The sequence below is a fragment of the Brevibacterium sp. S111 genome (assembly GCF_004745075.1).
In the GTDB taxonomy this organism is placed as follows: Bacteria; Actinomycetota; Actinomycetes; order Actinomycetales; family Brevibacteriaceae; genus Brevibacterium.
This window is the reverse complement of sequence record NZ_RHFH01000010.1, coordinates 19098-43095: the sequence shown is the minus strand read 5'-3', so window position 1 is coordinate 43095 and position 23998 is coordinate 19098. Positions and strand designations below refer to the sequence as shown.

The window sequence follows — 23998 nt, the reverse complement described above, 5'->3', positions numbered from 1 at the left end:
CCGCCTCCGGCAGCTCACGGGCCGCGTCCGGCAACTCACGGGCCGGACGCGGACGTCGTCTCAGCGGCGAACCTTCTTGACGATGTTCTCGATGTCCGAACCGAAGGCGTTCTCCGTGGTCAGGTAGGTCCACGTCGAGGACGGACGTTTGAGTCCGTGCGATTCGAGATCGATGCCCTCAGCGGTGATCTCGGCCTTCTCGACAGTGGCCTTCGAGTCCTCGATGACATCGGACCAGAACGAGGAGAAGATGCGGATCGACTCCGCATTGAACGCCTCATGCGGCTTCTCGCGGGCGAAGGTGCGCAGATGGATGCCCTCGCGCAGGTCGTTGAGAAACGCGAGATGGTCGACCCAACGAGCGTCGAGGTGGAAGAGCATGACATCGCGCAGCACCTGGACGAGAAGTGCCTCCGAATGCTCCGTGACGATGTCCTCGGCTCGGTCGCCGAGTTCGCGGCGCAGCTGCTCGACCGGTTCGTCCTCCTTGCGGATCTGCACGCGGCGTTCGAGGACGAGCTCCCGCTGCTTGGCCATGAGCTCGTTGAACCGCCACGTGTCGCGGTGGAGAGCCGTGTTCTGGCCCTCGGCGATGCGCTGGGCGTGTTCGACGAGGGCGAGGGCGCGTTTGGAGTCGATGAGTCCGGTCTCGTCGCCCTCGGTGACGAAACGCTGGATCTCCGGCACGCGGGTGAGCAGTTCGTCCTCGAGACTGGTGAAGAAGACCGAGGTGCCCGGATCACCCTGCCGACCGGCACGACCGCGCAGCTGATCATCGAGTCGGGATGACGGATAGCGGCCGGCACCGATGACGAGCAGGCCACCGGCCTCGGCGACCTCGTCATCGGCGAGGCGGATGTCGGTGCCGCGGCCGGCCATCTGTGTGGACACCGTCACCGCGCCGGGGGCACCGGCTCCGGCGATGATCTCGGCCTCATGGGTGTCGTCCTTCGCATTGAGCACCGCGGCGTCGATTCCACGTTCGCTGAGACGCTGGGCCAAGGATTCGCTTTCGGCCACCGAGGAAGTACCGATGAGCACGGGACGGTTGCGGGCATGACTGTCCGCAACCTCCTCGACGATCGCGCGTTCCTTCGACTCCTGATAGGTGAAGAGACGGTCGGGTTCGTCGATGCGGATGACCGGCAGGTGCGTATCGATGGGCACGATCTCCAGCCCGTAGAATTCGCGCAGATCGTCGCCGACGGCCAGGGCCGTGCCGGTCATCCCGCACACCGTCTCATAGCCGTGGATGAGCTCCTCGACGGTCATCTGGTCGAGGATCTCGCCGCTGTCGGTGGTGCCGAGACTCTCCTTGGCCTCGACGGCGGCCTGGAGTCCGTCGGGCCACCGCTGCAGCTCGGCCACTCGCCCGCGGGAGGAGGAGATGAGTTTGATCCGGCCATCGACGACGAGATAGTCGACATCGCGTTTGACCAGGGAACGGGCGTGGAGGGCGAGGTTGACGGCGGCCAGAGTCTCGGAGTCCTCGCCGAAGAGTTCGACATCGAGTTCCTCTTCGACCCGGTCGACTCCGGCATCGGTCAGTGAGACCGCGTGACGGTCCGGGCTGATCTCGAAATCGGTGTCGGGGCTGAGCTTGGCCACGAGAGCCGCGATCGCCGTATCGGCGTCCTCGACGCTGGCCGATCCGGCCAGGACGAGGGGAACTCGGGCCTCATCGATGAGTACGGAATCGGCTTCATCGACGATGACGACGTCGCGTTCGGGGACGCGCAGATCCGCGTCATCGGTGAGGAAGCGATCACGGAGGACGTCGAAGCCGACTTCGGTCACCGAAGCGTAGACGACCTCTGCCCGGTAGGCTTCACGCCGTTCGTCTTCGCTCTGCGACCCGGAGATCGCCGCCGAACGCACACCGAGGAGATCGAAGAGCGGCTTCATCCACTGCCGGTCGCGCACGGCCAAGTAGTCGTTGACGCTGACGACGTGGACCCGGCGTCCCTGCAGGGCGTAGCCGGCAGTCGCCAAAGCGCCGACGAGGGTCTTGCCTTCGCCCGTGGCCATCTGCACGATGCTGCCCTGCAGGAGGCCGATGAGGCCGCGCAGCTGCGTGTCATAGGCGGTTTCGTCCAGGGCACGTTCACCGGCTTCCCGGGCGAGGGCACAGTAGCGGGTCAGCGTCTGCTGCTGAGTTCCCGAAGCGAAGACCTCGCCCGCGGCCTCGGTGAGCTCTGCATCGCTGAGATCGGAGAATTCGCGTCCGGCCGCGGCGAGTTCGTCGGCTGCTCGTTCGAACCAGCCCGTTGCCTTCTCGGCTTGAGCGCCGGGTCGGTTGAGCAGGCGTGCAAAGAATCCCATGGTCGTCCTTCGTCGAAAAGTGCGTCGGTGTCGAGTCTAACGTTCAGGACATCGGCCACGAACCGTCGACGACGGCTTCGGCGTTGCCCTTCTTCCGCAGCCAGGCCTGGAGTCCTGCGGCCTGTGAGCGCTTCCACTCGGCCTGTGCGCTCATGATCGCGTGGCTGCTCAGCCCCGCGATTTCCGTGGACTTTTCGGCCAATGCTCGGGAAATGTCCAGTGCTGCCAGCGCGTCGGCGGCCGCATCGTGCGCGTCGAGGAGTTGAACACGATAGGTTCTCGCGGTGTCGATCAGCGTCCGTTTGCCCTTGCGGTAGGGGTCGATGTACTTGTCGACGACGAAGGTGTCGACGATCGTCGGGATGATCCCGGCGAAGTCGATGTCCGGGCGATGCCGGGCCACCTCGGCGGCCATCACGCTGAGATCGTAGACGACGTTGTGGCCGACGACGACCGCACCTTCGTCCTTGAGGGCAGCGAACTGCTCGCACAGTTCCGTCACGACTTGGGCTGCGGGCGCACCGTTGGCCTGGGCGTATTCGGTGGTGATGCCGTGGACGGCGCGTGCCGATTCGGGGATCTCCATGCCGGGGTCGGCCAACCAGGTGCGCGTCTGCGTCGCCGAGTCGACGAATGCGGCGGTGACGATGCGGGCCGTCGCCGGGTCGACACCGGTCGTTTCGAGGTCGAAGCCGACGAGCCGGCAGTCCAGCCACGATCCGGTCGCACGAGCAGGCGCCGGGGCGGTCGCAGCCTGGGGGACCGGGGGAGTCACAGCCAGGGGGACCGGGGGAGTGCCGCCCTCACCTGCAGTGGAGGCGCCGGCGACGGATTCGAGCGCGGCGACGAGGTTGTCCACGGAACGGCGGATGTTCTGTCCTGTCGCTGCGGCGAGGACTCCGGCCCGATCGAAGCGATTCGGCACCGCGGACAGGTCGATGCCGTGATCGACGTCGGTGAGGCAGCGCATGACCTCGAGCGTCTTATACAGACTGTCCTCGACCTCGATGATGGTCGCGGCCCGCTTCGGGCTCAGGCCCCCGGTCTTCACTCCGGCCTTCGCGGCTCTGACGATCGAGTCGAGCGAGCCGAAGTTGTCCAGCAGCGTGGCCGCGGTCTTCTCCCCGATGCCCGGGGCGCCGGGCAGCCCGTCCGAGGGATCCCCGCGCAGAGCCGCGAGCTCTCGGTAGCGAGTCCCGTCGGGCACGCCGTAGGCATGCGGCAGATCGGCCTGGGTGAGGGCTTCCCATTCCCCGCCCTTGCGCGGACGCAGGACGCTCACCTCGGTCTCGGCATCGAGCAGTGCGAGCAGATCCCGGTCGGGAGAGACGATGACGACGGGGGTCGTCGACTGGGCCGCCATCGTCGCAATGACATCATCGGCTTCGGTCCCGTCCACCTCGGCGATGGGGATTCCGGCAGCCGTGAGCACGCGTGTCATGATCGGCAGCTGCCCGGCCAGTTCCGCCGGAATCTCCGTACCGGCCGCTTCGTCCTTGACCCGCGCCGCCTTGTACTCGGGCATGATCGCGGTGCGGAAGGCCGGGCGCCAATCCGCGTCCATCGTCGCCACCACACGGGCGGAGCCGAAGCGGCGGATCATCTGTGCGACGGTGTCGAGCACCCCGCGAACGGCGTTGACCGGCTGACCGTCGTCATTGACGATCGAGTCCGGCACCGAGTAGAAGGCGCGGTAGTACAGTGCAGGCGTATCGAGCAGAACCAATGGCTTCACAATCGATGACGATACCCGACGCTCCTGACACAGGTGTAGCCGCCAGCCCCGACGGTGTAGCCTGTCGGCTGTGACTATGTACTTTGGTGGAGATGTCTACAGCAGTATCGACCCGTTCGCCACGGCGCTGGGATGCGCCGACGGCAAGGTCTCGTTCATCGGCTCCGATGAGGCGGCCAAGGCTCTGGACCCCGAGGCGATCGACCTCAACGAGGATTTCCTCACACCCGGGTTCGTCCATGCCGGGCTCATCCTCGACGAGGCGGCGCCGAGCGCCGAACAGCTCTATACCCAGGGATTCACGCATGTGCATGCCATCGGCAGCGCCGAGGCGACCGCCGGCTTCGACGCCGGTGCACCGGACGGCCTGTCGGTCGTGGCCTACCCGACGCTGACCGGAGACGGCACCGAGACCGCGGCCGACGCCGGTCGGGCCTCGATCGACGCCGAACGGCTCCTCACCCTGGAGGGCCTGCCGGAGCTCAGCCTCTACATCCTCATCGACTCGAACGACCGCCTCGGCGAGGTGCTCGCGGCGCTGCGGGCCGACCCGGCACACGCACAGCGGTACGGGTACCGCCTGCGGCTCGACTTCTCCGTGTCCGAGGCGCAGGTCGAAGCCCTGGGCCGCTGCGGAGTCGCCATCACCGTCGATCCCGTGCGGGAGCAGCCCCTGGCCCAGCTGCTCGCCGCCGGTGCGCAGATCTCGTTCTGCCATTCGCAGATCTCTCCATGGGCAGGTGTGCGCGATGCCGTCGTCGGCGACAACGGCATCGGCGCCCGCGCCGCGTTCAACGCCGCCACCCGATTCGCTCATCGGGCCGCTGGCAACCCCGAAGGAGGCGTGCTCGCCCCGGGAGCCGATGCCGATATCGTACGGTGGCAGGTCGAGCGTCTCGTCGTGCAGGTCGCCGACCCGCGTGTCGCGGCCTGGAGCACCGACCCGCGGTCGGGAACTCCGGGTCTGCCGGAGCTGGCCCCGGACGTGGCTCTACCCACACGAGTCGCCCTCTGAACCGGCGCCGGGGTCGGCGTGTCGAGTCGACACGCCGAGGAATCGAGACTTTTTCACCCTGCTTCACCCCTTTGACCTGGGGTTTCAGTCATCGGCCCTGGTCAGATCGATTTTGCAAAGTCAGCGCCGACAACTAGATTCGTGATGAACATTCCGCCGCATGCGGGATGGAGTCGGCACTCCCGTCATTAGATAACTCGCCGCAGCAGCGGCGTGGTCCGAAGGCGGGGGTGTCGACTCATTGTCGCCGATGCCGAACGCGTATCGTGGAGTCCGTGCCTTCTAAGATTCTCGTCGTCATTCCGACCTTCAACGAACGTCTCGCCCTGCCGGTGACTCTCTCCGGACTGTTCGAACAGCAGCCACAGATCGATGTCCTCATCGTCGATGACGGTTCACCCGACGGCACGGGGGAGTGGGCCGCAGAGCAGGCAGCGTCGGACCCGCGCATCAATGTCCTGCACCGCAGCGAGAAGGCCGGGCTCGGCATGGCCTATATCGCCGGATTCGAATGGGCTCTGGAGCGCGATTACGACATCATCTGCGAATTCGACGCCGACGGCTCGCACCGTCCTCTCGACCTCGAACAGCTGCTCTCCGTCGCGCGTTCGGGAGCGGCCGATCTCGTCATCGGATCCCGGTGGGTGCCAGGAGGCGCGATCGTCGACTGGCCGAAGTCGCGATACTTCCTGTCTCGCGGAGCCAACGTCTACGTCAATGCCGTCATCGGGCTGGGCGTGAAGGATGCGACCGCAGGCTTCCGCGCCTACTCTCGCGAAGTGCTCGAAGCGCTCGATCTCTCGGGCGTGCAATCACAGGGATACTGCTTCCAGATCGACATGACCTATCGCACCGTCGAAGCCGGCTTCCGGGTCGCCGAAGTTCCCATCGTCTTCGTCGAGCGCGAGCTCGGTGAGTCGAAGATGAGCGGCTCGATCATCTCCGAGGCCTTCACGAAGGTCGCAGGATGGGGCCTGGATCGACGCCGCAGGCAGCTGCGCCGGCTGCTGGGCGGCGACAGGTCACAACGCGCCGAGCCGGCCTGAGCACATCGCTCCTTCGCGCGCAGTGAGGGGAAATGCCTGAAGGGGGTGCAGGCCTCGGCCTGCACCCCCTTCAGGTGTCTGTTCTACGAGTTCTGCCTCCGCAGAGAGGACTCAGCTCTGCGCCGGAACCTCTCCGCGACGGATCGCCAGACGCTCGTCGAGGAGCAGCTGGAGTTCGTCGAACGACCGACGCTCGAGCAGCATGTCCCAGTGGGAGCGCACGTGCTTGACCGGCTCACCGTCGGGCTCATTGACTCCGACCCGCACGCCGATGCCGTGGATTCCCGAGTCCCATGTCGACGGGACTTCGGCTTCGATTGAGAAGGGCACCTTGAAACGGGTTCCGTCCTCGCATTCGAACTCGACCATCTGACGCGGTGCCGGCTCGACGCCTTCTTCGGTTTCGAGGCTGCGCGAGCCCAACTGGGTTCCGCGGAGACTGCGTTCGCTCATATCTAAGACCTTCCGACTCGGGTGCTCACCTTGGACGCAATGTAACAGTCTACCGTGTCCGTCTATTCCCCCATGCCCCTGTGCCTCCGGGGCCGCTGACGGTTGAGCACGTCAAGGCCCGTGGCGACGTCATCGGTGACGATGCCGTCGACTCCGAGGTCGAACAGCGCCTGCATCCTCTCCGCCTCATTCACTGTCCACACGTGGACGAGCAGGCCCTCACGATGAGCACGGTCGACGAAGTCCGCGGTGACCACGGGCACACCCCTGAACCGTTCGGGCACCTGGAGGGCGTCGATCTCCGGCACCGAGGGCAGCAGACCGCGAGCGGGCAGCCCCGGCAGACGACCGAGGGCGAAGAGCGCCGTCTCGGTCGTCCCCGTCGAAGTGCGCACTCCGGGCATGGCGGTGCGCAGCCGTCGCAGGGTGCCGGAGTCGAAGGAGGCGAGCCGGATCTGTTCTGAGGCACCGAGATTGTGGACGAAGCGGATCATCGGTCCGATGCTGTGTTCGGCTTTGACATCGATGTTCCATTCGACGGTCGGCAGCGCCTGCAGCAGTGCATCGAGGCGGGGGAGGCGGCCGCCGGCGCTGAGTTCGATCGCATCGAGCTCGGCCGCGTTGAGTTCGCGGATGGCCTGAGGGCGACCGGCGATGCGCGTCAGGTCGGCGTCGTGTGCGGCGAAGAGGACCCCGTCGGCCGATGCGTGGACGTCGGTCTCCATCCAATGCACTCCCGCGTCCGCCGCAGCCGTGAACGCCTCGAGGGTGTTCTCGCTCATTCCCGGCCACAGGCCGCCTCGGTGCGCGATGATCTCTGGGCCTGCGGTGGCCTCGGGCTGAGAATTCATGGTCCAATCCTAGTCCGGTGTTGATTTCGGCCCGAGCGTCATCAAGGATGGAGACATGAGCTCACACCGCGAACCCATCGAACCCGACTTCGTCATCGACTCCACCGCGAAGACACCGAGCGAACGGGCCCGCCGTGCCGCGGGTCGTGCCTACACCGCGGCGAGCAGCGGAGTGAAGACCGTGCGCGAAGCCGCATCGACCTCACGCCTCATCGAAGCCACCGAGAACGGCGTCAACAAGGCCCTCGGATCGCTGTCGCACGCCATTGACGATGCAGTGCGCAGCGGGAAGGTCGAACAGGCTTTCGACAAGGCACAGGAGAGAGTGACTTTGGGGGCGGCAGGAGCTCGCAAGTTCGTGACCCGCAAGTCCGAGTGATTCATCGGGTGGGCAGACTCTCACCTGTGTGGCACGCCGTTCGGGCGTGCCACATTGCATTTGTAACAGTTCCTTAATTAGACTGAGCCTCAGGTAACAATCCGATAACTTGGAGTCTTTCCTCGCGTGCACCGCTGCGACGAGGACTTCCCCCTGCATATCTCCGAGTTGCCGAGAAACTCTCTGACGACGAGGAACATCACTGTGGGCAGACACTCAGCACCAAGCACCAAGGCGAGCGGCTCGCTCTTCTCTGCACTGACGGCGAAGAAGAAGGCCGGCCGCCATGCGCCGACACGCAGCGAGAACACCGCCGGAGGCGTGCTTGCCGCCGTGCGCACTCGCCCTGTGCTGTCAGCGTTCATCGTTCCCACCGCGGCGACGGCCGCGGTCGTGGCTTCGAGCCTGGCCATGGTTCCCGAGGACACGGCGCCGAATGATCAGGTCGTCGCCGAAGCCCCTGCCGTCTCCGCCGCCGAGCCGACGCAGGCGACAGACGAATCCCTCGCCAAGGCGAAGAAACAGGCCAAGGAGAAGCCCTCAGAGGTCACGATCGAAACGAAGGTCGAGATTCCCAGCCCCGCACCTTCCTCGACTGGGGGCGAGAAGTCCGACGAGAAGTCTTCGGGTTCGGCAGGCGGGACCGCGTCCGACGAGAACGACGGGCCGTCGACGTCCGGCAAGTCGGGCGGCCAGTCCGGAAGCTGCCCGATGTCCTATTACGGCGGCGGCGACGGCTTCGACGGCAAGCAGACAGCCAACGGCGAGAGCTTCGATACGAACAAGCTCACCGCCGCTCACAAGTCCCTGCCCTTCGGTTCGAAGGTGAAGATCACGAACACGGCCAACGGCAAGTCCGTGACCGTGCGCGTCAATGACCGCGGCCCCTATCACGGCAACCGCTGCTTCGACCTGTCGAAGGCCGCGATGGAAGCCGTCGGCGGCGTCGGTGCAGGACAGATCAACGGCAAGTACGAAGTCCAGTGACCCAGGCGCCCAGCATCAGCTGAGATTCGTCACCGCCGCGGCCCGGTCTCCGGGACCGCGGCGGTGACGAATCTGCAGAATCCGCGAATTCTGCGGAATCCGTGACCGCATGCGCGACCGAAAAACTCTGCGACCGTCGAGCTCCGTCCGCCTCGGCGCCGCGTCCCGCGTCCTCGCCCGTTCCGGCCGTCACTCGTCCGGCCATGCGGAATCCGCACCGGCTCTCATCCGCTTTGGAATCGGGGTGGAGGCTGGTTAGTCTGAGACCAACCCAGCCCCTCGGAGGAGATCGCCATGTCGGAAGAGTCCTGTGACGTCGTCATCATCGGAGCGGGCCCTTCCGGCCTGAGCGCCGCCCGCCGCCTGCACAGGGCGGGCCGCAGCGTCATCGTCCTCGAAGCCCGCGACCGCGTCGGCGGCCGCACGTGGACCGAGCACATCGACGGCCAGATGTACGAACTCGGTGGACAGTGGATCTCACCGGACCAGACCGCTCTGCTCACCCTCGTCGACGAACTCGGCAAGGACACCTATCCCCGGTACCGGGAGGGCGACAGCGTCTACATCTCCCCGGACGGAACCCGCACGGTCTACAGCGGTGAGATGTTCCCGGTGGGGGAGTCGACGCAGGCGGAGATGGAACGCCTCACCGGCATCCTCGACGAACTCGCTGCTCGAATCGGACCGCAGGCCCCGTGGGATGCCGAAGACGCAGCCGCACTCGACTCGATCTCCTTCCACCATTGGCTGCGGCAGCAGTCCGACGACGAACTCGCCTGCGAGAACATCGGACTGTTCATCGCCGGCGGAATGCTCACGAAGCCGGCCACGACCTTCTCCACACTGCAAGCGGTCCTCATGGCCGCCTCGGCGGGATCGTTCTCGAACCTCGTCGATGACCATTTCATCCTCGACAGGCGCGTCGTCGGCGGCATGCAGTCAGTGTCGGTGCAGATCGCTGCCGAACTCGGTGCCGAGACCGTGCGCCTCGACCAACCGGTACGCAGCATCGAGTGGTCGCAGAACTCCGTGCGCGTCTCCACCGACGAGCTCAACGTCCGAGCCGCTCGGGCGATCGTCGCCGTCCCGCCGAACCTGTACTCGCGCATCAGCTACGACCCGCCGCTGCCTCGGCTGCAGCAGATCTTCCACCAGCATCAGTCTATGGGGCTCGTCATCAAGGTCCATGCCACCTACGAGACTCCGTTCTGGCGCGAAGCCGGACTGTGCGGTACCGGATTCGGAGCCTCCCAGCTCGTCCAGGAGGTCTACGACAACACGAACCACGGGGAGGAACAGGGTACTCTCGTCGGCTTCATCTCCGATGTCAACGCCGATGAGATGTGGGCCCTCGACGAGGAGACCCGACGCACCCGCATCCTCGAATCCCTCGCCGATTTCCTCGGGCCGAAAGCACTGAGCCCGAGCGTGTTCTACCTTTCTGACTTCGGCGCCGAAGAGTGGACCCGCGGAGCCTATGCCACGAGCTACGACCTCGGCGGGCTGCACCGCTGGGGACGGTTCCAGAACGATCCCGTCGGGCCGCTGCACTTCGCCAGCTCCGACATCGCCGCCGAAGGCTACCAGCACGTCGATGGGGCGGTGAGGATCGGCACCGCCACCGCCGAGAGGATCCTCGGCGAGATCTCCTGAACCGATGAGCACTTCACAATCGTCACCGTCGACGGACTCGAGCGGACTGAGTTCGAAGGGCCTGTCTGCCGGAAAGGTCGGAGCCATCGGGGGTGCCGTCATCGGCATCTCGTGCATCGCCCCCGCCTATACGCTGACCTCCGGGCTGGGCCCGACGATCTCCGAAGTCGGCGTCCACACCCCGGCCGTTCTGCTCATCGGCTTCGTGCCGATGCTCCTCGTCGTCTTCGGCTATCGCGAGCTCAACACCGCGATGCCCGATTCGGGAACGACCTTCACCTGGGCAACACGCGCTTTCGGCCCCTGGCTGGGCTGGATGGGCGGGTGGGGACTCGTCGCGGCGACCGTGCTCGTGCTCTCGAATCTCGCAGCGGTCGCCGTCGACTTCCTGTTCCTGCTGCTGTCGCAGATCTTCTCCGATCCGCAGATCGCCGATCTCACCCGCGTGCTGTGGATTAACATTCCGGTGACGATCGTGCTCACCGCCGCCGCGGCGTGGGTGTCCTATCGCGGAGTCGAGGCCACCGAGAAGCTGCAGGTGTGGCTCGTGGCCTTCCAGGTGCTGGCGCTCGGCTGGTTCGTCGTCGCCGCGCTTGTCCAGGTCTCCGGCGGCACGGCCTTCGACCCGACCCCCGTCTCGCTCGACTGGTTCAATCCGCTCTCGGCCGGTGACTTCTCCACCGTCGCTGCGGCTGTGTCCCTGTCGATCTTCCTGTTCTGGGGTTGGGACACGGTGATCACGATGAACGAGGAGGCCAAGGACCCGGAGAAGACTCCCGGGAGGGCCGCGATGCTCACGATCATCGCGATCGTCATCATCTACCTCGCCTGCACCATCGCCGTGATCTCCTTCGCTGGAGTCGGAACCGAGGGACTCGGCGCGGGCAACCCGGCCAACCAGGAATCGATCTTCGCCTCTCTCGCCGGTCCCGTCATGGGACCCTTCGCGGTGCTCGTGTCGATCGCCGTGCTCTCGAGTTCCCTGTCCTCCCTGCAGGCGACGATGGTCTCGCCCTCACGCACGATTCTGGCGATGGGCCACTACGGGGCGCTGCCGGAGAAGTACGGTCGCGTGTCGCCCCGGTACAAGTCGCCATCGGTCGCCACCGTCACCTCGGCGGGAGCGGCGATCCTCTTCTACGTCGTCATGCGTCTGCTGTCGGAGAACGCCCTGTGGGATACGATCACGGCGCTGGGCCTCATGGTCTGCTTCTACTACGGCATCACCGGACTGGCCTGCATCTGGTACTTCCGGCGGACCCTGTTCGACTCGGTGCGCACCGTGTTCTTCAGGTTCCTGTTCCCACTCATCGGGGGAGTGACCCTGCTCGTCATCTTCGTCACCACCGCGGTCGATTCGCTCGACCCCGACTACGGCTCGGGCTCCTCGGTGTTCGGCATCGGGCTCGTCTTCGTCCTCGGGATCGGGGTGCTGGCTCTCGGCGTGGTCATCATGATCATCCAGTCGCTGCGACATCCGGACTTCTTCCGCGGGCGCACGCTGCGGCAGGGAGTCGAGACCGGGTGAACGAGCAGCTTGTGGCGCTGCGGCGAGTCCGCGACCGCATCGACCGCGAATTCGACCGCCCCTTGAGCGTCGAGGCCCTCGCACTGGGGGAACACATGTCGGCCGGGCATCTCAGTCGCCAGTTCAAAGCCGCCTACGGTGAATCCCCGTATTCGTATCTCATGACGCGCAGGATCGAAAGAGCCATGGCACTCATCCGCCGCGAGGACCTGTCGATCACGGATATCTGCTTCACCGTCGGCTTCTCCTCTCTGGGCACCTTCAGCACCCGGTTCAGCGAACTCGTCGGGCTCTCACCGAGCCAGTACCGCAACGGAGTCGCCGCCGGTGAGCACCGATTGCCGACGATCGTGGTGAAGAACGCTCTGAGACCGGTCAGGAATCGAGAAGTCCGACCACGCTGAGCGGTCTACGATTGCTGTCATGAATATCTCGATCAACGCCAGTTTCCTTCCACACCTCGACGCCGAGGAATCCCTTCGCTTCTATCGCGAGGTGCTCGGGTTCGAACTCCGTCTCGACGTCGGTTCCGGTCGCATGCGATGGCTGACCGTCGGACCGCAGAACCAACCGGACACCTCGATCGTGCTCACCCCGCCGGTGACCGACCCGACGATCAGCGCAGCCGAACGCGAGACCATCGAGGCGCTCATGGCCAAGGGCAGCTACGCGGCCATCGTGCTCGCCGCTGCCGACGTCGACGCAGTCTTCGCCGAGGTCGAGGCGAAGGGCGCCGATATCGTGCAGGAGCCGATGGACCAGCCCTATGGTCTGCGCGACTGCGCCGTGCGCGATCCGGCCGGGAACATGATCCGCATCCAGCAGAGAGGCTGACGCGGATGCACCCAGCCGACGGCCATGACCTCATCCGCGTCCGCGGAGCCCGGGAGAACACGCTGAAGAACGTCTCCGTCGACATCCCCAAACGCCGGCTCACGGTGTTCACCGGAGTCTCGGGCTCGGGCAAGAGCTCGCTGGTCTTCCACACCATCGCCGCGGAGTCCCAGCGGATGATCAACGAAACCTATTCGGCGTTCGTTCAGGGGTTCATGCCGGCGATGGTCCGCCCCGAGGTCGACATGCTCGAAGGACTGACGACGGCCATCCTCGTCGACCAGGAACGGATCGGAGCGAACCCGCGCTCGACGGTGGGCACTGTCTCGGACATCAACGCGAAGCTGCGCACTCTCTTCGCCAGACTCGCCGAACCGAACCTCGGATCGATGAATGCCTATTCCTTCAACGTCGCCACCGTCAGCGGCAAGGGCGCGGTGACGATCGACAGAGGCGAGGGCACACAGGTCGAGAGGAAGTCGTTCTCCGTCAACGGTGGAATGTGTCCGCACTGCGAAGGCATGGGCACCGCCACGGACATCGCCATCGCCGAGGTCGTCGATGAGACTCGATCGCTCGACGACGGAGCCATCACGATCCCGGGATACAAACCCGGAGGATGGTCGGTGAGGATGTTCTCCGAATCCGGGTTCTTCGACCCGAAGAAGCCGGTCGCCGACTACGACGAAAGGGAACGGCACCACCTCCTTCACGCTGAAGGCGAGAAGGTGAGGATCAACGGCACGAACTTCACCTTCGACGGGCTCATTCCGCGCATCCGCCGGTCGTTCCTGTCCAAGGACCGCGATGCCATGCAGAAGCACATCCGCGAATTCGTCGACCGTGCCGTCGTGTTCACGGTGTGCCCCGAATGTGCGGGCACCCGACTCAACGCCGCGGCCCGGTCATCGAAGCTGGCGGGGAAGTCCATCGCCGAGGTCTGTGCCATGCAGATCTCGGATATCACCGCGTGGCTCGCTCGCGTCGAGGCCGGTCCCGCCTTCGCGCTGCTCGACTCGCTGCGTGCCGATGTGCAGGCCTTCGACGACATCGGCCTGGGCTATCTCTCGCTCGAGCGCTCGGCCGGGTCACTGTCCGGGGGAGAGGCGCAGCGGATCAAGCTCGTCCGCCATCTCGGCTCCGCTCTGACCGATGTCACGTATGTCTTCGACGAACCGACGATCGGTCTGCACCCGCACGATATCCAGGCCATGAACGAACTCCTCCTGGCCCTGCGGGACAAGGGCAATACCGTCCTCGTCGTCGAACACAAACCCGAGACCATCGGCATCGCCGATCACATCGTCGACCTCGGTCCCGGAGCGGGCAGCGCCGGGGGAGAGGTCACCTTCACCGGCACCGTCGAGGGACTGCGGGAGTCCGACACGCTCACCGGTCGCCACCTCGGCTATACGGTGGCGCTCAAGGACACGGTGCGGAAGCCGACCGGGGCCCTCGAGATCCGGTCCGCGGCACTGCACAATCTCCGCGACGTCGACGTCGATGTGCCGCTCGGGGTGCTCACTGTGGTCACGGGTGTCGCCGGGTCGGGCAAGAGCAGCCTCGTCGAGGGATATGTGCGTACCCGTGAGAGTGTCGTGATGATCGACCAGGCACCGATCAAGGGGTCCCGGCGGAGCAATCCGGCCACCTATACGGGAATGCTCGAACCTGTCCGCAGAGCCTTCGCGAAGGCCAATGGCGTCAAACCGGCTCTGTTCAGTGCCAACTCCGAAGGGGCGTGCCCGGTGTGCAGCGGCGCCGGCATCATCTACTCGGACATGGCGCTCATGGGCGGGGTCTCGGCTCCCTGCGACGAGTGCGAGGGCAAGGGGTTCCAGGCCGCTGTGCTCGAATACCGACTCGGCGGGCTCAACATTCGGCAGGTCCTCGACCTGCCGGTGACCGCTGCGCTTGAGCATTTCGGTGCGGGGGAGTCGCGCATTCCCGCCGTCGTGCGGATCCTTGACAAGCTCGCCGAGGTGGGGCTGGGCTATGTCAGTCTCGGACAGCCTCTGACGACTCTGTCCGGGGGAGAGAGACAAAGGCTCAAACTGGCGGTGCACCTGTCGGCGAAAGCCGCCGACGCCGCTCAGGTGATCGTCCTCGATGAGCCGACGACGGGCCTGCATCTGGCCGATGTGGAGAAACTGCTCCGCCTTCTCGACGGACTCGTCGACTCCGGTCGCACGGTCATCGTCATCGAACACCACCAAGCGGTGATGGCTCATGCCGATCACATCATCGACCTGGGGCCCGGCGCGGGACATGACGGAGGTTCCATCGTGGCCACCGGCAGTCCCGCCGATCTCGTCGCCGGCGCCGGTGATGACGCGGCGGGTCTGACCGCACAGCACCTGGCTGCCTATATCCGCGGCTGAGGATTGAGGATTAAGGGGGAGTCGCGGCACCGCCGCCCGGGTGCGCGCCAGAAGGGAGCGCTGGTCCTCAGGCCACGTTCAGCCTCTGATGAGGCGATTCGGATGGCGATTCGGTGCTTTCGGGTTCACACTGCCCGCCACATTCGTTACGGTGTATAACGGCTCGGTAACGGCCGGGTTACAAAACCGAAATGCAGTCGTACTTTGGAGAAGACATAGTGAACCTCTACAGCACCAGCTTCCGCAAGGTCGCCCTGCTCGTCGGTGCCGGCGCAGTCGCAGCCGCCGGGATGACCGGCATGAGCGCAGGTCAGCCGGCCCAGGCAGCCGATAAGGGCGTCTGGGACAAGGTCGCCGAATGCGAATCCGGCGGTGATTGGCACATCAACACCGGCAACGGATACTACGGCGGGCTGCAGTTCTCCAAGCAGACCTGGAACGGCTTCGGCGGTTCCGGCACTGCGGATCAGCACAGCAAGAAGGAGCAGATCCGCATCGCCCAGAAGGTCCTCAAGGAGCAGGGCCCGGGCGCATGGCCGACCTGCGGCAAGAAGGCCGGGCTGACGAAGTCCAACGGCGCCGCCGATGATGGAGGCGGCAAGAAGGACGATGGCGGCTCGAAGGGCAGCGGCAAGGTCGGACTCGGCGGCAACGTCACCGTCGGCGGCTGACAGCATCCACAGATCAGCTGATCCAATCGTCTTGAGCGCTGTGCTCGATACTGAGGATCAGCGCTCATGGCCGCGAACGACTGCCAGGTCGTTCGCGGCCATTGTCGTCGTTTCCGACGTCTTTGCGGAGGCGCCCGCACTGTACACGGGTATGGGACGCCGGTTCCGCGTTGTGCTGCCCTCTGCGTAGAACGCCGATAATATACATTATGTTAAGTTAAGATCAGAGAACCGCTCCCCGCGTCCGCATCTATGGTGGACACTGACGAATCGATTCCGCCGACATGGACGAGCATCCGACGACCAATCGGGATGAGCTCATCAACCTCCTCGGCGATGTCTCCGGTGAGCAGCCCGTCGTCTGGGCCTCTCGGATCATCGGCTTCGGCGAAGTCACGTACACATACGAGTCGGGCCGTAGCGGAGTCATGCCGGTACTGGCCTTCTCCCCCGCCGCACGCCAGCACACGATCTACCTGACGAGTGACTTCGATAGCCGCTGGGCTGATCTGATGGCACGTCTGGGCAGCTACCGCAGCGGCACGGCATGCCTGTATCTCACCCGCTTCGAAGGCATCGACCGGGTCGTGCTCCGCGAACTGCTCGAGCGCACACGCGACCACACGCTGGCCGAATGGTCCGACTGCACATAAGGCCGCCTGCCTGCTAGAGTCTACTGAAAAGTAACTTAGCTCACAGCGGCAGCGGACGACCAGTCCCATTCCTTGCCTTGGACGTTGGACCGCCGCCCGGAAGGACTCAACGATGACCGTCGATTCGGCACAGATCACAGCGATTCCCGGCTCCGGGAAGATCTATGCGCTGTGGAAGAAGATGCAGGACAAGCCCCTGGGCAAACGTCTGTTCACTCAGGCCGTCTGCTTCAAGGCTCCCTATTTCCGCTCGGTCCATCCACTCATCCACGAGCTGCGACCGGGATTCTGCCGGGTCAGCGCACCGAACCGCCGCGGAGTGCACAACCACCTCGGCACCTATCACGCGATCGCGGCCTGCAATATGGCTGAGGTCGCCGGCGGCATGATGACCGAGGCGACAGTCCCGTCCACGCATCGATGGATTCCGGCCGGGATGACCGTCGAATACAAGGCCAAGGCGACAACGACCGTCACCGCCCTCGCGCGCCTCGATGAGCTCCCGGAATTCGGCGAGGAGAAGTTCGACCTCGTTGTGCCCGTCGACGTCATCGACGCCCACGGCACCGTGTTCGTCACAGCCGAGATCACGATGCACATCTCGCAGAAGAAGCGGTGAACTCCGGGCCGCACTCCCCCGTCGCTCGCACTTCTGCGTCTCCGTTGCTGAGGCACTGACCGTCGCTGAGGCCTTATCGATTCAATCGATGAGACTGACCGATGACATCAATCTCGACTAATGGGAACTTTCGACAGAACTGTGGTGCCTGACCAACCGGTCAGGTTATGTTGAAACCACGCACGCGTTTTGGTATACCACTGAGGCTTGCCGTCGTGCGTCCCTGCAACTCGACAATGATGTGAGGAGCTGACCATGCACCTGGCCAGCGGTTCGGCCGACTACATCGGCCTTGCGAATGCCCCGATTCTCTGGATCCTGGCGATGGCGGTGATGGGAGTCGTCGTCGTGCAGTCACTCATCTATATGACCGCGGTGAAGAAGAACGCGGAATCGGCTGGGATGAGCCAACGGGAAGTGCGCACTGCCTTCCGTGCCGGAGGTGTGGCCGCGATCGGCCCGTCCCTGTCCGTGGTGCTTGTGGCCATCGCCCTTCTGCCGCTGTTCGGCACTCCCCCGGTCATCGTCCGCGTCGGCCTCATCGGCTCGGCGGCCACCGAGGTGGCGTCGGCCTCGCTGGCCGCCGGCACGATGGGCGCGAACCTCGGTGACGAAACCTTCACTCGCGGTGTCTTCATCGTCGCGCTCATGGCGATGAGCCTCTCGGGTGCCGGATGGATGATCTCCACCCTCATCCTCACTCCGATCTTCAAGCGCAGCACCCACAAGCTCGAGAAGGTCAACCCGGCGCTGATGTCGATCATCCCCGGTGCCGCACTGCTCGCGGCCTTCGCGGCACTGACCTTCCGCGAGATCCCGAAATCGCCCACTCATGTCATCGCCGTCATCGTCTCGGCCGTCGTGATGAGCATCTGCCTGTTCCTGGCCAAGGTGCTCAAAGCGAACTGGCTCAAGGAATGGGGGCTGGGAATCTCCCTGCTCGTCGGCCTCGTCGCCGCCTACTTCGCCCACTATGCCGGTCTCGGCCTGCCCGAAGCCTGAGGAGCACATCATGTCATCGATCATCACTTCGCCTTCGCACGCGGCCTTCGAACGCACCACGACTCGCTGGGGCTCGATCACGCTCTTCATCGGCTTCCTCATCGCCACCTCGGTGCCGTTCTATCTCCTCTTCGTCGCCGACGCGAACGTCGACTTCGGAAACATCCTCAAGGGATTCCTCGCGGTCTTCGCCGTCTACGGTGTCTTCTACATCGTGGAACCGCTCACCTACTTCCCCATCCTCGGCCCGGCCGGTATGTATCAGGCCTTCATGATCGGCAACGTGTCGAACAAGCTGCTGCCCTCGGCCATCGTCGCGCAGGACACGATCGGCGCGAAGCCGGGCACCCGCAAGGGCGAGTACGCGGCCACCATGGCCATCTGCGGTGCCGCGATCATCCACGTGGCCTCGATGGTCATCTTCGTCGGCATCCTCGGAACCTGGCTCGTCGCCCTCATTCCCGCACCGATCACGCTCGTGGCCAAGCTCTATATCCTCCCGGCCATCCTCGGCGGCGTCACCGTTCAGCTCATCGCCTCCCTCCGGCAGGTGAAATCGACGCTCATCGCCCTCGGATTGGCGGCTCTGGTCATCCTCGTGCTCATACCGCTGGTGCCGGTGCTGGCTCCCGGCGACGTCGCCATCGTCGTCTTCCTCACCATCCTCATCACGTGGTTCACACGCAACAAGAAGGTCACGGACACGAGAAGCGGTGGAGACACCGTGGGCATCAACTGAGGTCCGGACCCCGAACACCGAAGACGAAACCGCAGACACCTGCCAAGATGGCAGAAGACCGGTTCAGAAAGGACACCATGTCTCTCAACCCCGTACTCCGCCAGTCACTCACGGCCGACCTCGGCCAGATCGTCGCGGACTACAAGGACTTCCACCGCACCCCCGAACTGTCGATGCAGGAGACCCGCACCGCAGCAGAGATCGACTCCCGACTCACGGCGATGGGACTGACCACGCACCGCTTCGGCGGCACAGGAGTCGTCGCCGTCATCGAGAACGGCAGCGGACCGGTGGTCGGCTACCGTGCGGACACCGACGGACTGCCGATCGCCGAGGACACCGGACTCGACTACGCCTCCACCGCCGAAGGCACCCTGCCCGACGGCACGACGACGCAGGTCATGCACGGCTGCGGCCATGACACCCACATCACCGTCGGGCTCTACCTCGCGAAATACCTCGTTGAGCACAAGGATCTGTGGTCCGGCAGTGTGGTCATGCTCTTCCAGCCCGGTGAGGAGACCGGTCAGGGGGCCCGCGCCATGCTCGACGACGGACTTTGGGACCGGATCGTGCGCCCCGAGGTCATCTACGGTCAGCACGTGTGGCCCGTTCCTGCCGGACACATCTACGTCAGCAAGGGCACCGCGATGGCGATGTCCGACTGTCTGCGCGTGACGGTCAAGGGCAAGCAGGCCCACGGCTCACAGCCGGAGAGCGCCATCGATCCCATCGTGCTCGGCGCCTACATGATCACCCGTCTGCAGTCGGTCGTCTCCCGTGAGATCGCCGGCAACGACATGGCGGTCGTGACCGTCGGCACGTTCCACGGCGGGCTCAAGGAGAACATCATTCCGGATTCCGCGGAGTTCAAACTCAATATCCGCACCTTCACCGAGGAGGTCCGTGAGGTCGTCCTCGACCGAGTCCGACGCATCATCCTCGCCGAGGCGCTGGCATCCGGTGCTCCGGAGCCCGAGATCGAGGAGATGTACGGGTTCCCCCGCTGCTTCAACGACCCGGAGGAGACGGCAGGCTTCCTCGAGCATGTCGGTGCCGAGCTGGGAGCCGAACAGATCCACCTCCAGAAGCCGGCCACCGGCAGCGAGGATGTCGGTGCCTTCGGCGACGACATCGGAGTCCCGTACGTGTATTGGTTCTTCGGCGGCTACTCCCCCGCCAAGTTCTCCGGCTCCGAAGCCCCGGCCGGCAACCACTCCCCGTTCTTCGCCCCCGACGACGTCGAGACCACATTGGAAACGGGCATCCGCGCCGCGCTGTCGGCGGTGCTGAGCAAGGTCGGACGGTGATCCGATGAGTGAGGAATCGCTGTGGTGGTCGACCCGGGAGCTCGCCGCCCGGATCGCTGCCAAGGAGATCTCGGCTCGCGAGGCGCTGGAGGCCCACCTTGAGCGCATCGATGCGGTCAATCCGATCCTCAACGCGGTCGTCACCCGCGATGACGAGGCGGCTCTCATCCAGGCGGAGGCGGCGGATGCGGCTGCGGCGCGTGGGGAGAGTCTCGGGGCCCTTCACGGGGTGCCGATGACGCACAAGGACACGCATGACACGGCCGGGATGCGCACGACCTGGGGCTCACCGCTCATGGCCGCCCGTGTGCCCGAGTCCGACTCGCTCATCATCGCCCGGCTCAAGCGGGCAGGGATCACAACGACGGGCAAGACGAATGTGCCTGAGTTCGCCGCCGGTTCGCACACGTTCAACCCGGTGTTCGGTACGACCGTGAATCCCTATGATCCGACGAAGTCGGCGTCAGGGTCCTCCGGAGGGGTGGGAGCGGTGCTGGCCGCCGGCATCCAAGCGTCCGGCGACGGTTCGGACATGGGCGGTTCGCTGCGCTCCCCGGCCTCGTTCAACAATGTCGTGGGGATGAGGCCGAGCAACGGTCGCATCCCGCACATACCTCCGGCCGATCCGTATGCGTGGCTGGCTCAGGGCGGCTTCATGGCCCGCACGGTCTCCGACGTCGCTCTGCTCATGTCCGTGGCCGCCGGCCCCGATCCGCTGTGCCCTCGGTCCTGTCCGGAGCCCGGCAGCGTGTTCGACCTTCCTCAGTTCGCTCTCGGCGCTTCCCACTCCCCCGACCTCACCGGAGTCAGGGTCGGGTTCTCCCCGGATCTCGGCGGGCTCTTCCCGGTCGCCGAGGAGGTGGCCCGGATCGTTGCTGACAGTGCCGGCGTCTTCACCGATCTCGGTGCGGACGTCGACGACACGATTCCCGACCTGCGCGACGCCGATGAAGTCTTCGGTGTCCGCCGCGCGCTGGACTTCGTCGGATCCTGGGGGCGGCTGGCTGCGGCCCATACCGACCAGGTCAAGGCCTCGGTCCGCTGGAACATCCGCATGGGGCTCGATCTCACCGGCGCCGAGGTGGCCTCGGCGGAGGCGGCCCGTGCGCGTCTGCACAGCGAAGTCGAACGATACTTCGCCGACCATGACGTGCTCGTGCTCACAACCTCTCAGGTGCTGCCCTTCGACGCGGGCATCGAATACCCGACCGAGATCAATGGCGTGCAGCTGGAGAACTACCTCGACTGGATGCGGTCCCTGTGCCTCATCTCGGCCACGGGCTGTCCGGCGATCTCCGTCCCTGCGGGCTTCTCCGCTTCGGGACTGCCGGTGGGCGTGCAGATCGTCGCCAGGCCGGGCGCCGATGTCGATCTGCTGCGCATCGCCCACGCCTTCGAAGTCGCCACCGGGCACCACGCTTCACATCCGCGGCTCTGAGGGCGAGTGCGGAGAGGTTTGGCAAACCTGCGTGGAGTTTGCCGAGCCTTTCCACACTGGAACGGTTCTAGAAAAGGTGTCACTATATTCTTGTACAGGCGGAATCGATCCGCTTGAGAATCGCAAAGGAGTAACAGATGCACCTGAGCCCCGCCATGCAGAAGGTCCTCAACGAGCAGGTCACCCTCGAACTCGAGGCCTCGCTGGTCTACCTGCAGCTGTCGATTCAGCTCGACGACCTCGACCTCCCCGGAATGACTCGCTGGATGCGCGCCCAGTCCGAGGAAGAGCAGGTTCACGCCGCCAAGTTCACTCAGCACTGCCTCGACCGCGGATTCGCTCCTCAGATCGGCGATATCGCTGCTCCGAAGGTCTCCGGCTCGCAGCCGATCGACTTCTTCAAGGCCGCACTGGCCCATGAGGAGAAGGTCTCCGAATCCATCCGCAACCTCTACCGCACCGCTCAGGCCGAAACCGACCTCGACGTCCTGCCGCTGCTGCACTGGTTCATCGACGAGCAGGTCGAGGAGGAGTCGAGCATCTCCGAGATCATCGGCCGCCTCGAGCGCGTCGGCGAAGACGGCTCGGGCGTGCTGCGCATCGATTCCGAACTCGGATCGCGTCACCCCGACATCACCGCCGACGGCGAGTGATCGGAACTCACGACGGTTGAGCCCGCTGCGCCCGCAGTGACGAAGGGCGGTCGATTCCCAGTGAATCGGCCGCCCTTCGTCATCGTCGGAGACGAAACCAGAGCCCTCGGCTCGCTGGCCAGCGCACCGGAAGGAACGACTCCGCGAAGGACCGCCTCAGCGATGAGCACGGTGACGGCGGGCCGGTCACGCAGCACCCGAACCGGACTCGCAGAACTGTGAGTTTCATGAGTTCGGAATCATTTCAAAGTTGAGTGTGTTTGACTCAATAGAGCAACCGAACGAAAGGACGCACATGGCTACACGATTCGATCCCATCCGTGACCTCGACCGCTTCTTCTCCGAGGTCACTCGCACCCCGAACTCAACGACCCTGCCCATGGATCTCTACCGCGACGGCGAGGTCTTCATCGCCCGCATCGACATGCCCGGCGTCGACCCGAGCAGCATCGATGTCGATGTCGAGGACCGCACGCTCACGGTTCGCGCACGCCGCGAATCCGAGGTCGCGGACAAGGACGTGAAGTGGCTGACCCGGGAACGGACGAACGGCACCTACGCGCGCCAGCTCACGCTCGGCAACCGCGTGGCACTCGACCGCATCCGCGCCGACTACAGCGACGGCGTGCTCACCCTGACGATCCCCGTCGCCGAGGAGGCCCGCCCCCGGAAGATCACCGTGTCCCACACCTCCGCGTCCGGCAGCGCCGAGGTCGTCGAATCGACATCGACCGACGGCGGACCGGCCGCTGACACCGCGACCGGCGGCTCTGCCGACTGATCGACCGGCAGATCCGACACGGCGGGCCGCACCTCGGGTGCGGCCCGCCGTTCGTCGTTGTCGGACACTCCTGCCCTTCCAGACAGCACCGCGCTCATGACAGCTCGAGCAGGTAGGCCAGACACATGTACGGGACATCCACGGTGCCTGAGACCGGATGTTCGTCGCGGAAGTATCCGCGCAGATTCGTCTCCACCCGGGTGCGGGTCGCTTCGTTCGATCGCAGCCAATAGGAGCGGGTGCGAGCGAGGTCGACGATGCCGTCGACGTCGAGTGGGGTCGTGAACTCGACGAGCCGATCGGCGATGAGTTCGAGCCCAGCACCCGGCTGCGGACGATACTGCGGACGGTAGACGTCACCGGCATGCATGATCCGGCTCAGACGAAGCACCCAGTCGACGCGCACGTCGAGCTGGTTGATGAGGATGAGCAGCCTGCCGCCGGGCACGAGGATCCGAGCGATCTCGGCGGCCGCGGCCGCCTCGTCGAACCAATGCCAGGCCTGCGCGACGGTGACGAGGTCGACGCTGCCTGCTTCCAGTCCCGTCGCTTCGGCCGTACCGACCCGACTGGGTGCTCGATTGCTCTCGAGTGCCACCGTGTCGGGGTCGACGGCAGTGACCTCGCTTCCGCGTTCGAGCAGCTCTCGGCTGAGAATTCCCGTTCCCGCGCCGAGATCGCACACCCGCAGACCGGCCCAGCCGTGTGTCCGGCCGGTGAGGGCGAGATCGACAGCGGACCCGGGATAGCCGGGACGGACCTCCTCGTAGATCTCGGCCTGGGCACCGAAACCGCGCCCGTGTGAGGCCCGCGCCCGTGGTCGCACCATCGTGTCCGCCTTTCGACTCATCGGTTTCGGCGCTCGACGTCACCGCTGTGCACAACTCTATCCTTGCCGCTCAGAACTGGGTCGATAGTCCACCGCGCCGGGCGGGGTCGTTAGGATGG

The 23998-nt window shown here is 65.2% G+C and carries 23 protein-coding genes; 18 read left to right on the top strand and 5 right to left on the bottom strand.

All coding sequences use genetic code 11. The annotated features are described in order from the left end of the window. Window positions 1-60: 60 nt before the first annotated feature. On the bottom strand, window positions 61-2322 hold the full coding sequence (secA2, locus tag EB836_RS12430) for an accessory Sec system translocase SecA2 (RefSeq protein ID WP_135540861.1): 2262 nt from the start codon (window positions 2320-2322) through the stop codon (window positions 61-63). Between the two features lie 43 nt (window positions 2323-2365). Then, window positions 2366-4057: a 5'-3' exonuclease H3TH domain-containing protein gene (locus tag EB836_RS12425; protein ID WP_240689944.1), complete on the bottom strand. Its 1692-nt coding sequence runs from the start codon at window positions 4055-4057 to the stop codon at window positions 2366-2368. A gap of 76 nt (window positions 4058-4133) precedes the next feature. Here EB836_RS12425 and EB836_RS12420 point away from each other — a divergent pair, with 76 nt between their 5' ends. Beyond that, the gene (locus tag EB836_RS12420; protein ID WP_135541121.1) at window positions 4134-5072 is read left to right on the top strand and encodes a metal-dependent hydrolase; all 939 of its coding nucleotides are present in this window, start codon (window positions 4134-4136) and stop codon (window positions 5070-5072) included. Between the two features lie 275 nt (window positions 5073-5347). After that, on the top strand, window positions 5348-6118 hold the full coding sequence (locus EB836_RS12415; protein WP_240689943.1) for a polyprenol monophosphomannose synthase: 771 nt from the start codon (window positions 5348-5350) through the stop codon (window positions 6116-6118). A 111-nt stretch (window positions 6119-6229) separates the two neighbouring features. On the opposite strand, the gene EB836_RS12410 is transcribed toward EB836_RS12415, so the two are convergent. Both EB836_RS12410 and EB836_RS12405 read right to left on the bottom strand, forming a co-directional pair. Continuing rightward, a complete protein-coding gene (locus EB836_RS12410; protein ID WP_135540857.1) occupies window positions 6230-6571 on the bottom strand; it encodes an RNA polymerase-binding protein RbpA in 342 nt (113 codons plus the stop codon). 62 nt (window positions 6572-6633) lie between these two features. Further along, the gene (locus tag EB836_RS12405; protein WP_135540855.1) at window positions 6634-7422 is read right to left on the bottom strand and encodes a glycerophosphodiester phosphodiesterase family protein; all 789 of its coding nucleotides are present in this window, start codon (window positions 7420-7422) and stop codon (window positions 6634-6636) included. A 55-nt stretch (window positions 7423-7477) separates the two neighbouring features. Between EB836_RS12405 and EB836_RS12400 the strand changes: the two genes are divergently transcribed. The 16 genes from EB836_RS12400 (at window position 7478) to EB836_RS12325 (ending at window position 23050) form a co-directional block, all read left to right on the top strand. After that, window positions 7478-7801: a hypothetical protein gene (locus tag EB836_RS12400; protein WP_135540853.1), complete on the top strand. Its 324-nt coding sequence runs from the start codon at window positions 7478-7480 to the stop codon at window positions 7799-7801. A 204-nt stretch (window positions 7802-8005) separates the two neighbouring features. Next, window positions 8006-8788, top strand: a complete 783-nt coding sequence (locus EB836_RS12395; RefSeq protein ID WP_135540851.1) for a septal ring lytic transglycosylase RlpA family protein — start codon at window positions 8006-8008, stop codon at window positions 8786-8788. Window positions 8789-9082: 294 nt separating this feature from the next. Next, complete coding sequence (locus tag EB836_RS12390) at window positions 9083-10441, top strand: NAD(P)/FAD-dependent oxidoreductase (protein WP_135540849.1); 1359 nt, start codon at window positions 9083-9085, stop codon at window positions 10439-10441. A gap of 4 nt (window positions 10442-10445) precedes the next feature. Next, window positions 10446-11969, top strand: coding sequence for an APC family permease (locus tag EB836_RS12385; RefSeq protein ID WP_135540847.1), 1524 nt, complete (start codon window positions 10446-10448; stop codon window positions 11967-11969). Next, window positions 11966-12373 carry a helix-turn-helix transcriptional regulator gene (locus EB836_RS12380; RefSeq protein WP_135540845.1) on the top strand — a complete coding sequence of 136 codons (408 nt, stop codon included), beginning with the start codon at window positions 11966-11968 and terminating at the stop codon, window positions 12371-12373. Before EB836_RS12385 ends, EB836_RS12380 begins: the two co-directional genes overlap by 4 nt. 19 nt (window positions 12374-12392) lie before the next feature. After that, window positions 12393-12803 carry a VOC family protein gene (locus EB836_RS12375; protein ID WP_135540843.1) on the top strand — a complete coding sequence of 137 codons (411 nt, stop codon included), beginning with the start codon at window positions 12393-12395 and terminating at the stop codon, window positions 12801-12803. A gap of 5 nt (window positions 12804-12808) precedes the next feature. Further along, window positions 12809-15184 (top strand): excinuclease ABC subunit UvrA, encoded by a 2376-nt coding sequence (locus tag EB836_RS12370; RefSeq protein ID WP_135540841.1) that lies wholly within the window; start codon window positions 12809-12811, stop codon window positions 15182-15184. Between the two features lie 218 nt (window positions 15185-15402). Further along, window positions 15403-15855 (top strand): transglycosylase family protein, encoded by a 453-nt coding sequence (locus EB836_RS12365; RefSeq protein ID WP_276606437.1) that lies wholly within the window; start codon window positions 15403-15405, stop codon window positions 15853-15855. A 284-nt stretch (window positions 15856-16139) separates the two neighbouring features. Next, window positions 16140-16508, top strand: a complete 369-nt coding sequence (locus EB836_RS12360) for a DUF1801 domain-containing protein (RefSeq protein WP_135540837.1) — start codon at window positions 16140-16142, stop codon at window positions 16506-16508. 112 nt (window positions 16509-16620) lie between these two features. Then, the gene (locus EB836_RS12355; RefSeq protein WP_167854451.1) at window positions 16621-17127 is read left to right on the top strand and encodes a hotdog fold domain-containing protein; all 507 of its coding nucleotides are present in this window, start codon (window positions 16621-16623) and stop codon (window positions 17125-17127) included. Between the two features lie 255 nt (window positions 17128-17382). Next, a complete protein-coding gene (locus EB836_RS12350) occupies window positions 17383-18129 on the top strand; it encodes a DUF5058 family protein (RefSeq protein WP_135540835.1) in 747 nt (248 codons plus the stop codon). Window positions 18130-18139: 10 nt separating this feature from the next. Beyond that, window positions 18140-18868 carry a hypothetical protein gene (locus tag EB836_RS12345; RefSeq protein ID WP_135540833.1) on the top strand — a complete coding sequence of 243 codons (729 nt, stop codon included), beginning with the start codon at window positions 18140-18142 and terminating at the stop codon, window positions 18866-18868. Between the two features lie 77 nt (window positions 18869-18945). After that, window positions 18946-20178: an amidohydrolase gene (locus tag EB836_RS12340; RefSeq protein ID WP_135540831.1), complete on the top strand. Its 1233-nt coding sequence runs from the start codon at window positions 18946-18948 to the stop codon at window positions 20176-20178. Between the two features lie 4 nt (window positions 20179-20182). Continuing rightward, window positions 20183-21616: an amidase family protein gene (locus EB836_RS12335; protein ID WP_135540829.1), complete on the top strand. Its 1434-nt coding sequence runs from the start codon at window positions 20183-20185 to the stop codon at window positions 21614-21616. Window positions 21617-21753: 137 nt separating this feature from the next. Further along, window positions 21754-22269, top strand: coding sequence for a ferritin (locus tag EB836_RS12330; RefSeq protein WP_135540827.1), 516 nt, complete (start codon window positions 21754-21756; stop codon window positions 22267-22269). 295 nt (window positions 22270-22564) lie between these two features. After that, on the top strand, window positions 22565-23050 hold the full coding sequence (locus EB836_RS12325) for an Hsp20/alpha crystallin family protein (protein WP_135540826.1): 486 nt from the start codon (window positions 22565-22567) through the stop codon (window positions 23048-23050). A gap of 94 nt (window positions 23051-23144) precedes the next feature. Here the strand turns inward: EB836_RS12325 and EB836_RS12320 are convergent, their stop codons facing one another. Then, a complete protein-coding gene (locus tag EB836_RS12320; RefSeq protein ID WP_135540824.1) occupies window positions 23145-23879 on the bottom strand; it encodes a class I SAM-dependent methyltransferase in 735 nt (244 codons plus the stop codon). Window positions 23880-23998 lie beyond the last annotated feature (119 nt).

Excerpts from the sequence above, each read along its gene's own strand:
- secA2 (WP_135540861.1), bottom strand. The coding sequence starts at position 2,322 with ATGGGATTCTTTGCACGCCTGCTCAACCGACCCGGCGCTCAAGCCGAG.
- EB836_RS12420 (WP_135541121.1), top strand. The coding sequence starts at position 4,134 with ATGTACTTTGGTGGAGATGTCTACAGCAGTATCGACCCGTTCGCCACG.
- EB836_RS12410 (WP_135540857.1), bottom strand. The coding sequence starts at position 6,571 with ATGAGCGAACGCAGTCTCCGCGGAACCCAGTTGGGCTCGCGCAGCCTC.
- EB836_RS12405 (WP_135540855.1), bottom strand. The coding sequence starts at position 7,422 with ATGAATTCTCAGCCCGAGGCCACCGCAGGCCCAGAGATCATCGCGCAC.
- EB836_RS12400 (WP_135540853.1), top strand. The coding sequence starts at position 7,478 with ATGAGCTCACACCGCGAACCCATCGAACCCGACTTCGTCATCGACTCC.
- EB836_RS12390 (WP_135540849.1), top strand. The coding sequence starts at position 9,083 with ATGTCGGAAGAGTCCTGTGACGTCGTCATCATCGGAGCGGGCCCTTCC.
- EB836_RS12385 (WP_135540847.1), top strand. The coding sequence starts at position 10,446 with ATGAGCACTTCACAATCGTCACCGTCGACGGACTCGAGCGGACTGAGT.
- EB836_RS12375 (WP_135540843.1), top strand. The coding sequence starts at position 12,393 with ATGAATATCTCGATCAACGCCAGTTTCCTTCCACACCTCGACGCCGAG.
- EB836_RS12370 (WP_135540841.1), top strand. The coding sequence starts at position 12,809 with ATGCACCCAGCCGACGGCCATGACCTCATCCGCGTCCGCGGAGCCCGG.
- EB836_RS12360 (WP_135540837.1), top strand. The coding sequence starts at position 16,140 with ATGGACGAGCATCCGACGACCAATCGGGATGAGCTCATCAACCTCCTC.
- EB836_RS12355 (WP_167854451.1), top strand. The coding sequence starts at position 16,621 with ATGACCGTCGATTCGGCACAGATCACAGCGATTCCCGGCTCCGGGAAG.
- EB836_RS12350 (WP_135540835.1), top strand. The coding sequence starts at position 17,383 with ATGCACCTGGCCAGCGGTTCGGCCGACTACATCGGCCTTGCGAATGCC.
- EB836_RS12345 (WP_135540833.1), top strand. The coding sequence starts at position 18,140 with ATGTCATCGATCATCACTTCGCCTTCGCACGCGGCCTTCGAACGCACC.
- EB836_RS12340 (WP_135540831.1), top strand. The coding sequence starts at position 18,946 with ATGTCTCTCAACCCCGTACTCCGCCAGTCACTCACGGCCGACCTCGGC.
- EB836_RS12335 (WP_135540829.1), top strand. The coding sequence starts at position 20,183 with ATGAGTGAGGAATCGCTGTGGTGGTCGACCCGGGAGCTCGCCGCCCGG.
- EB836_RS12330 (WP_135540827.1), top strand. The coding sequence starts at position 21,754 with ATGCACCTGAGCCCCGCCATGCAGAAGGTCCTCAACGAGCAGGTCACC.
- EB836_RS12325 (WP_135540826.1), top strand. The coding sequence starts at position 22,565 with ATGGCTACACGATTCGATCCCATCCGTGACCTCGACCGCTTCTTCTCC.
- EB836_RS12320 (WP_135540824.1), bottom strand. The coding sequence starts at position 23,879 with ATGGTGCGACCACGGGCGCGGGCCTCACACGGGCGCGGTTTCGGTGCC.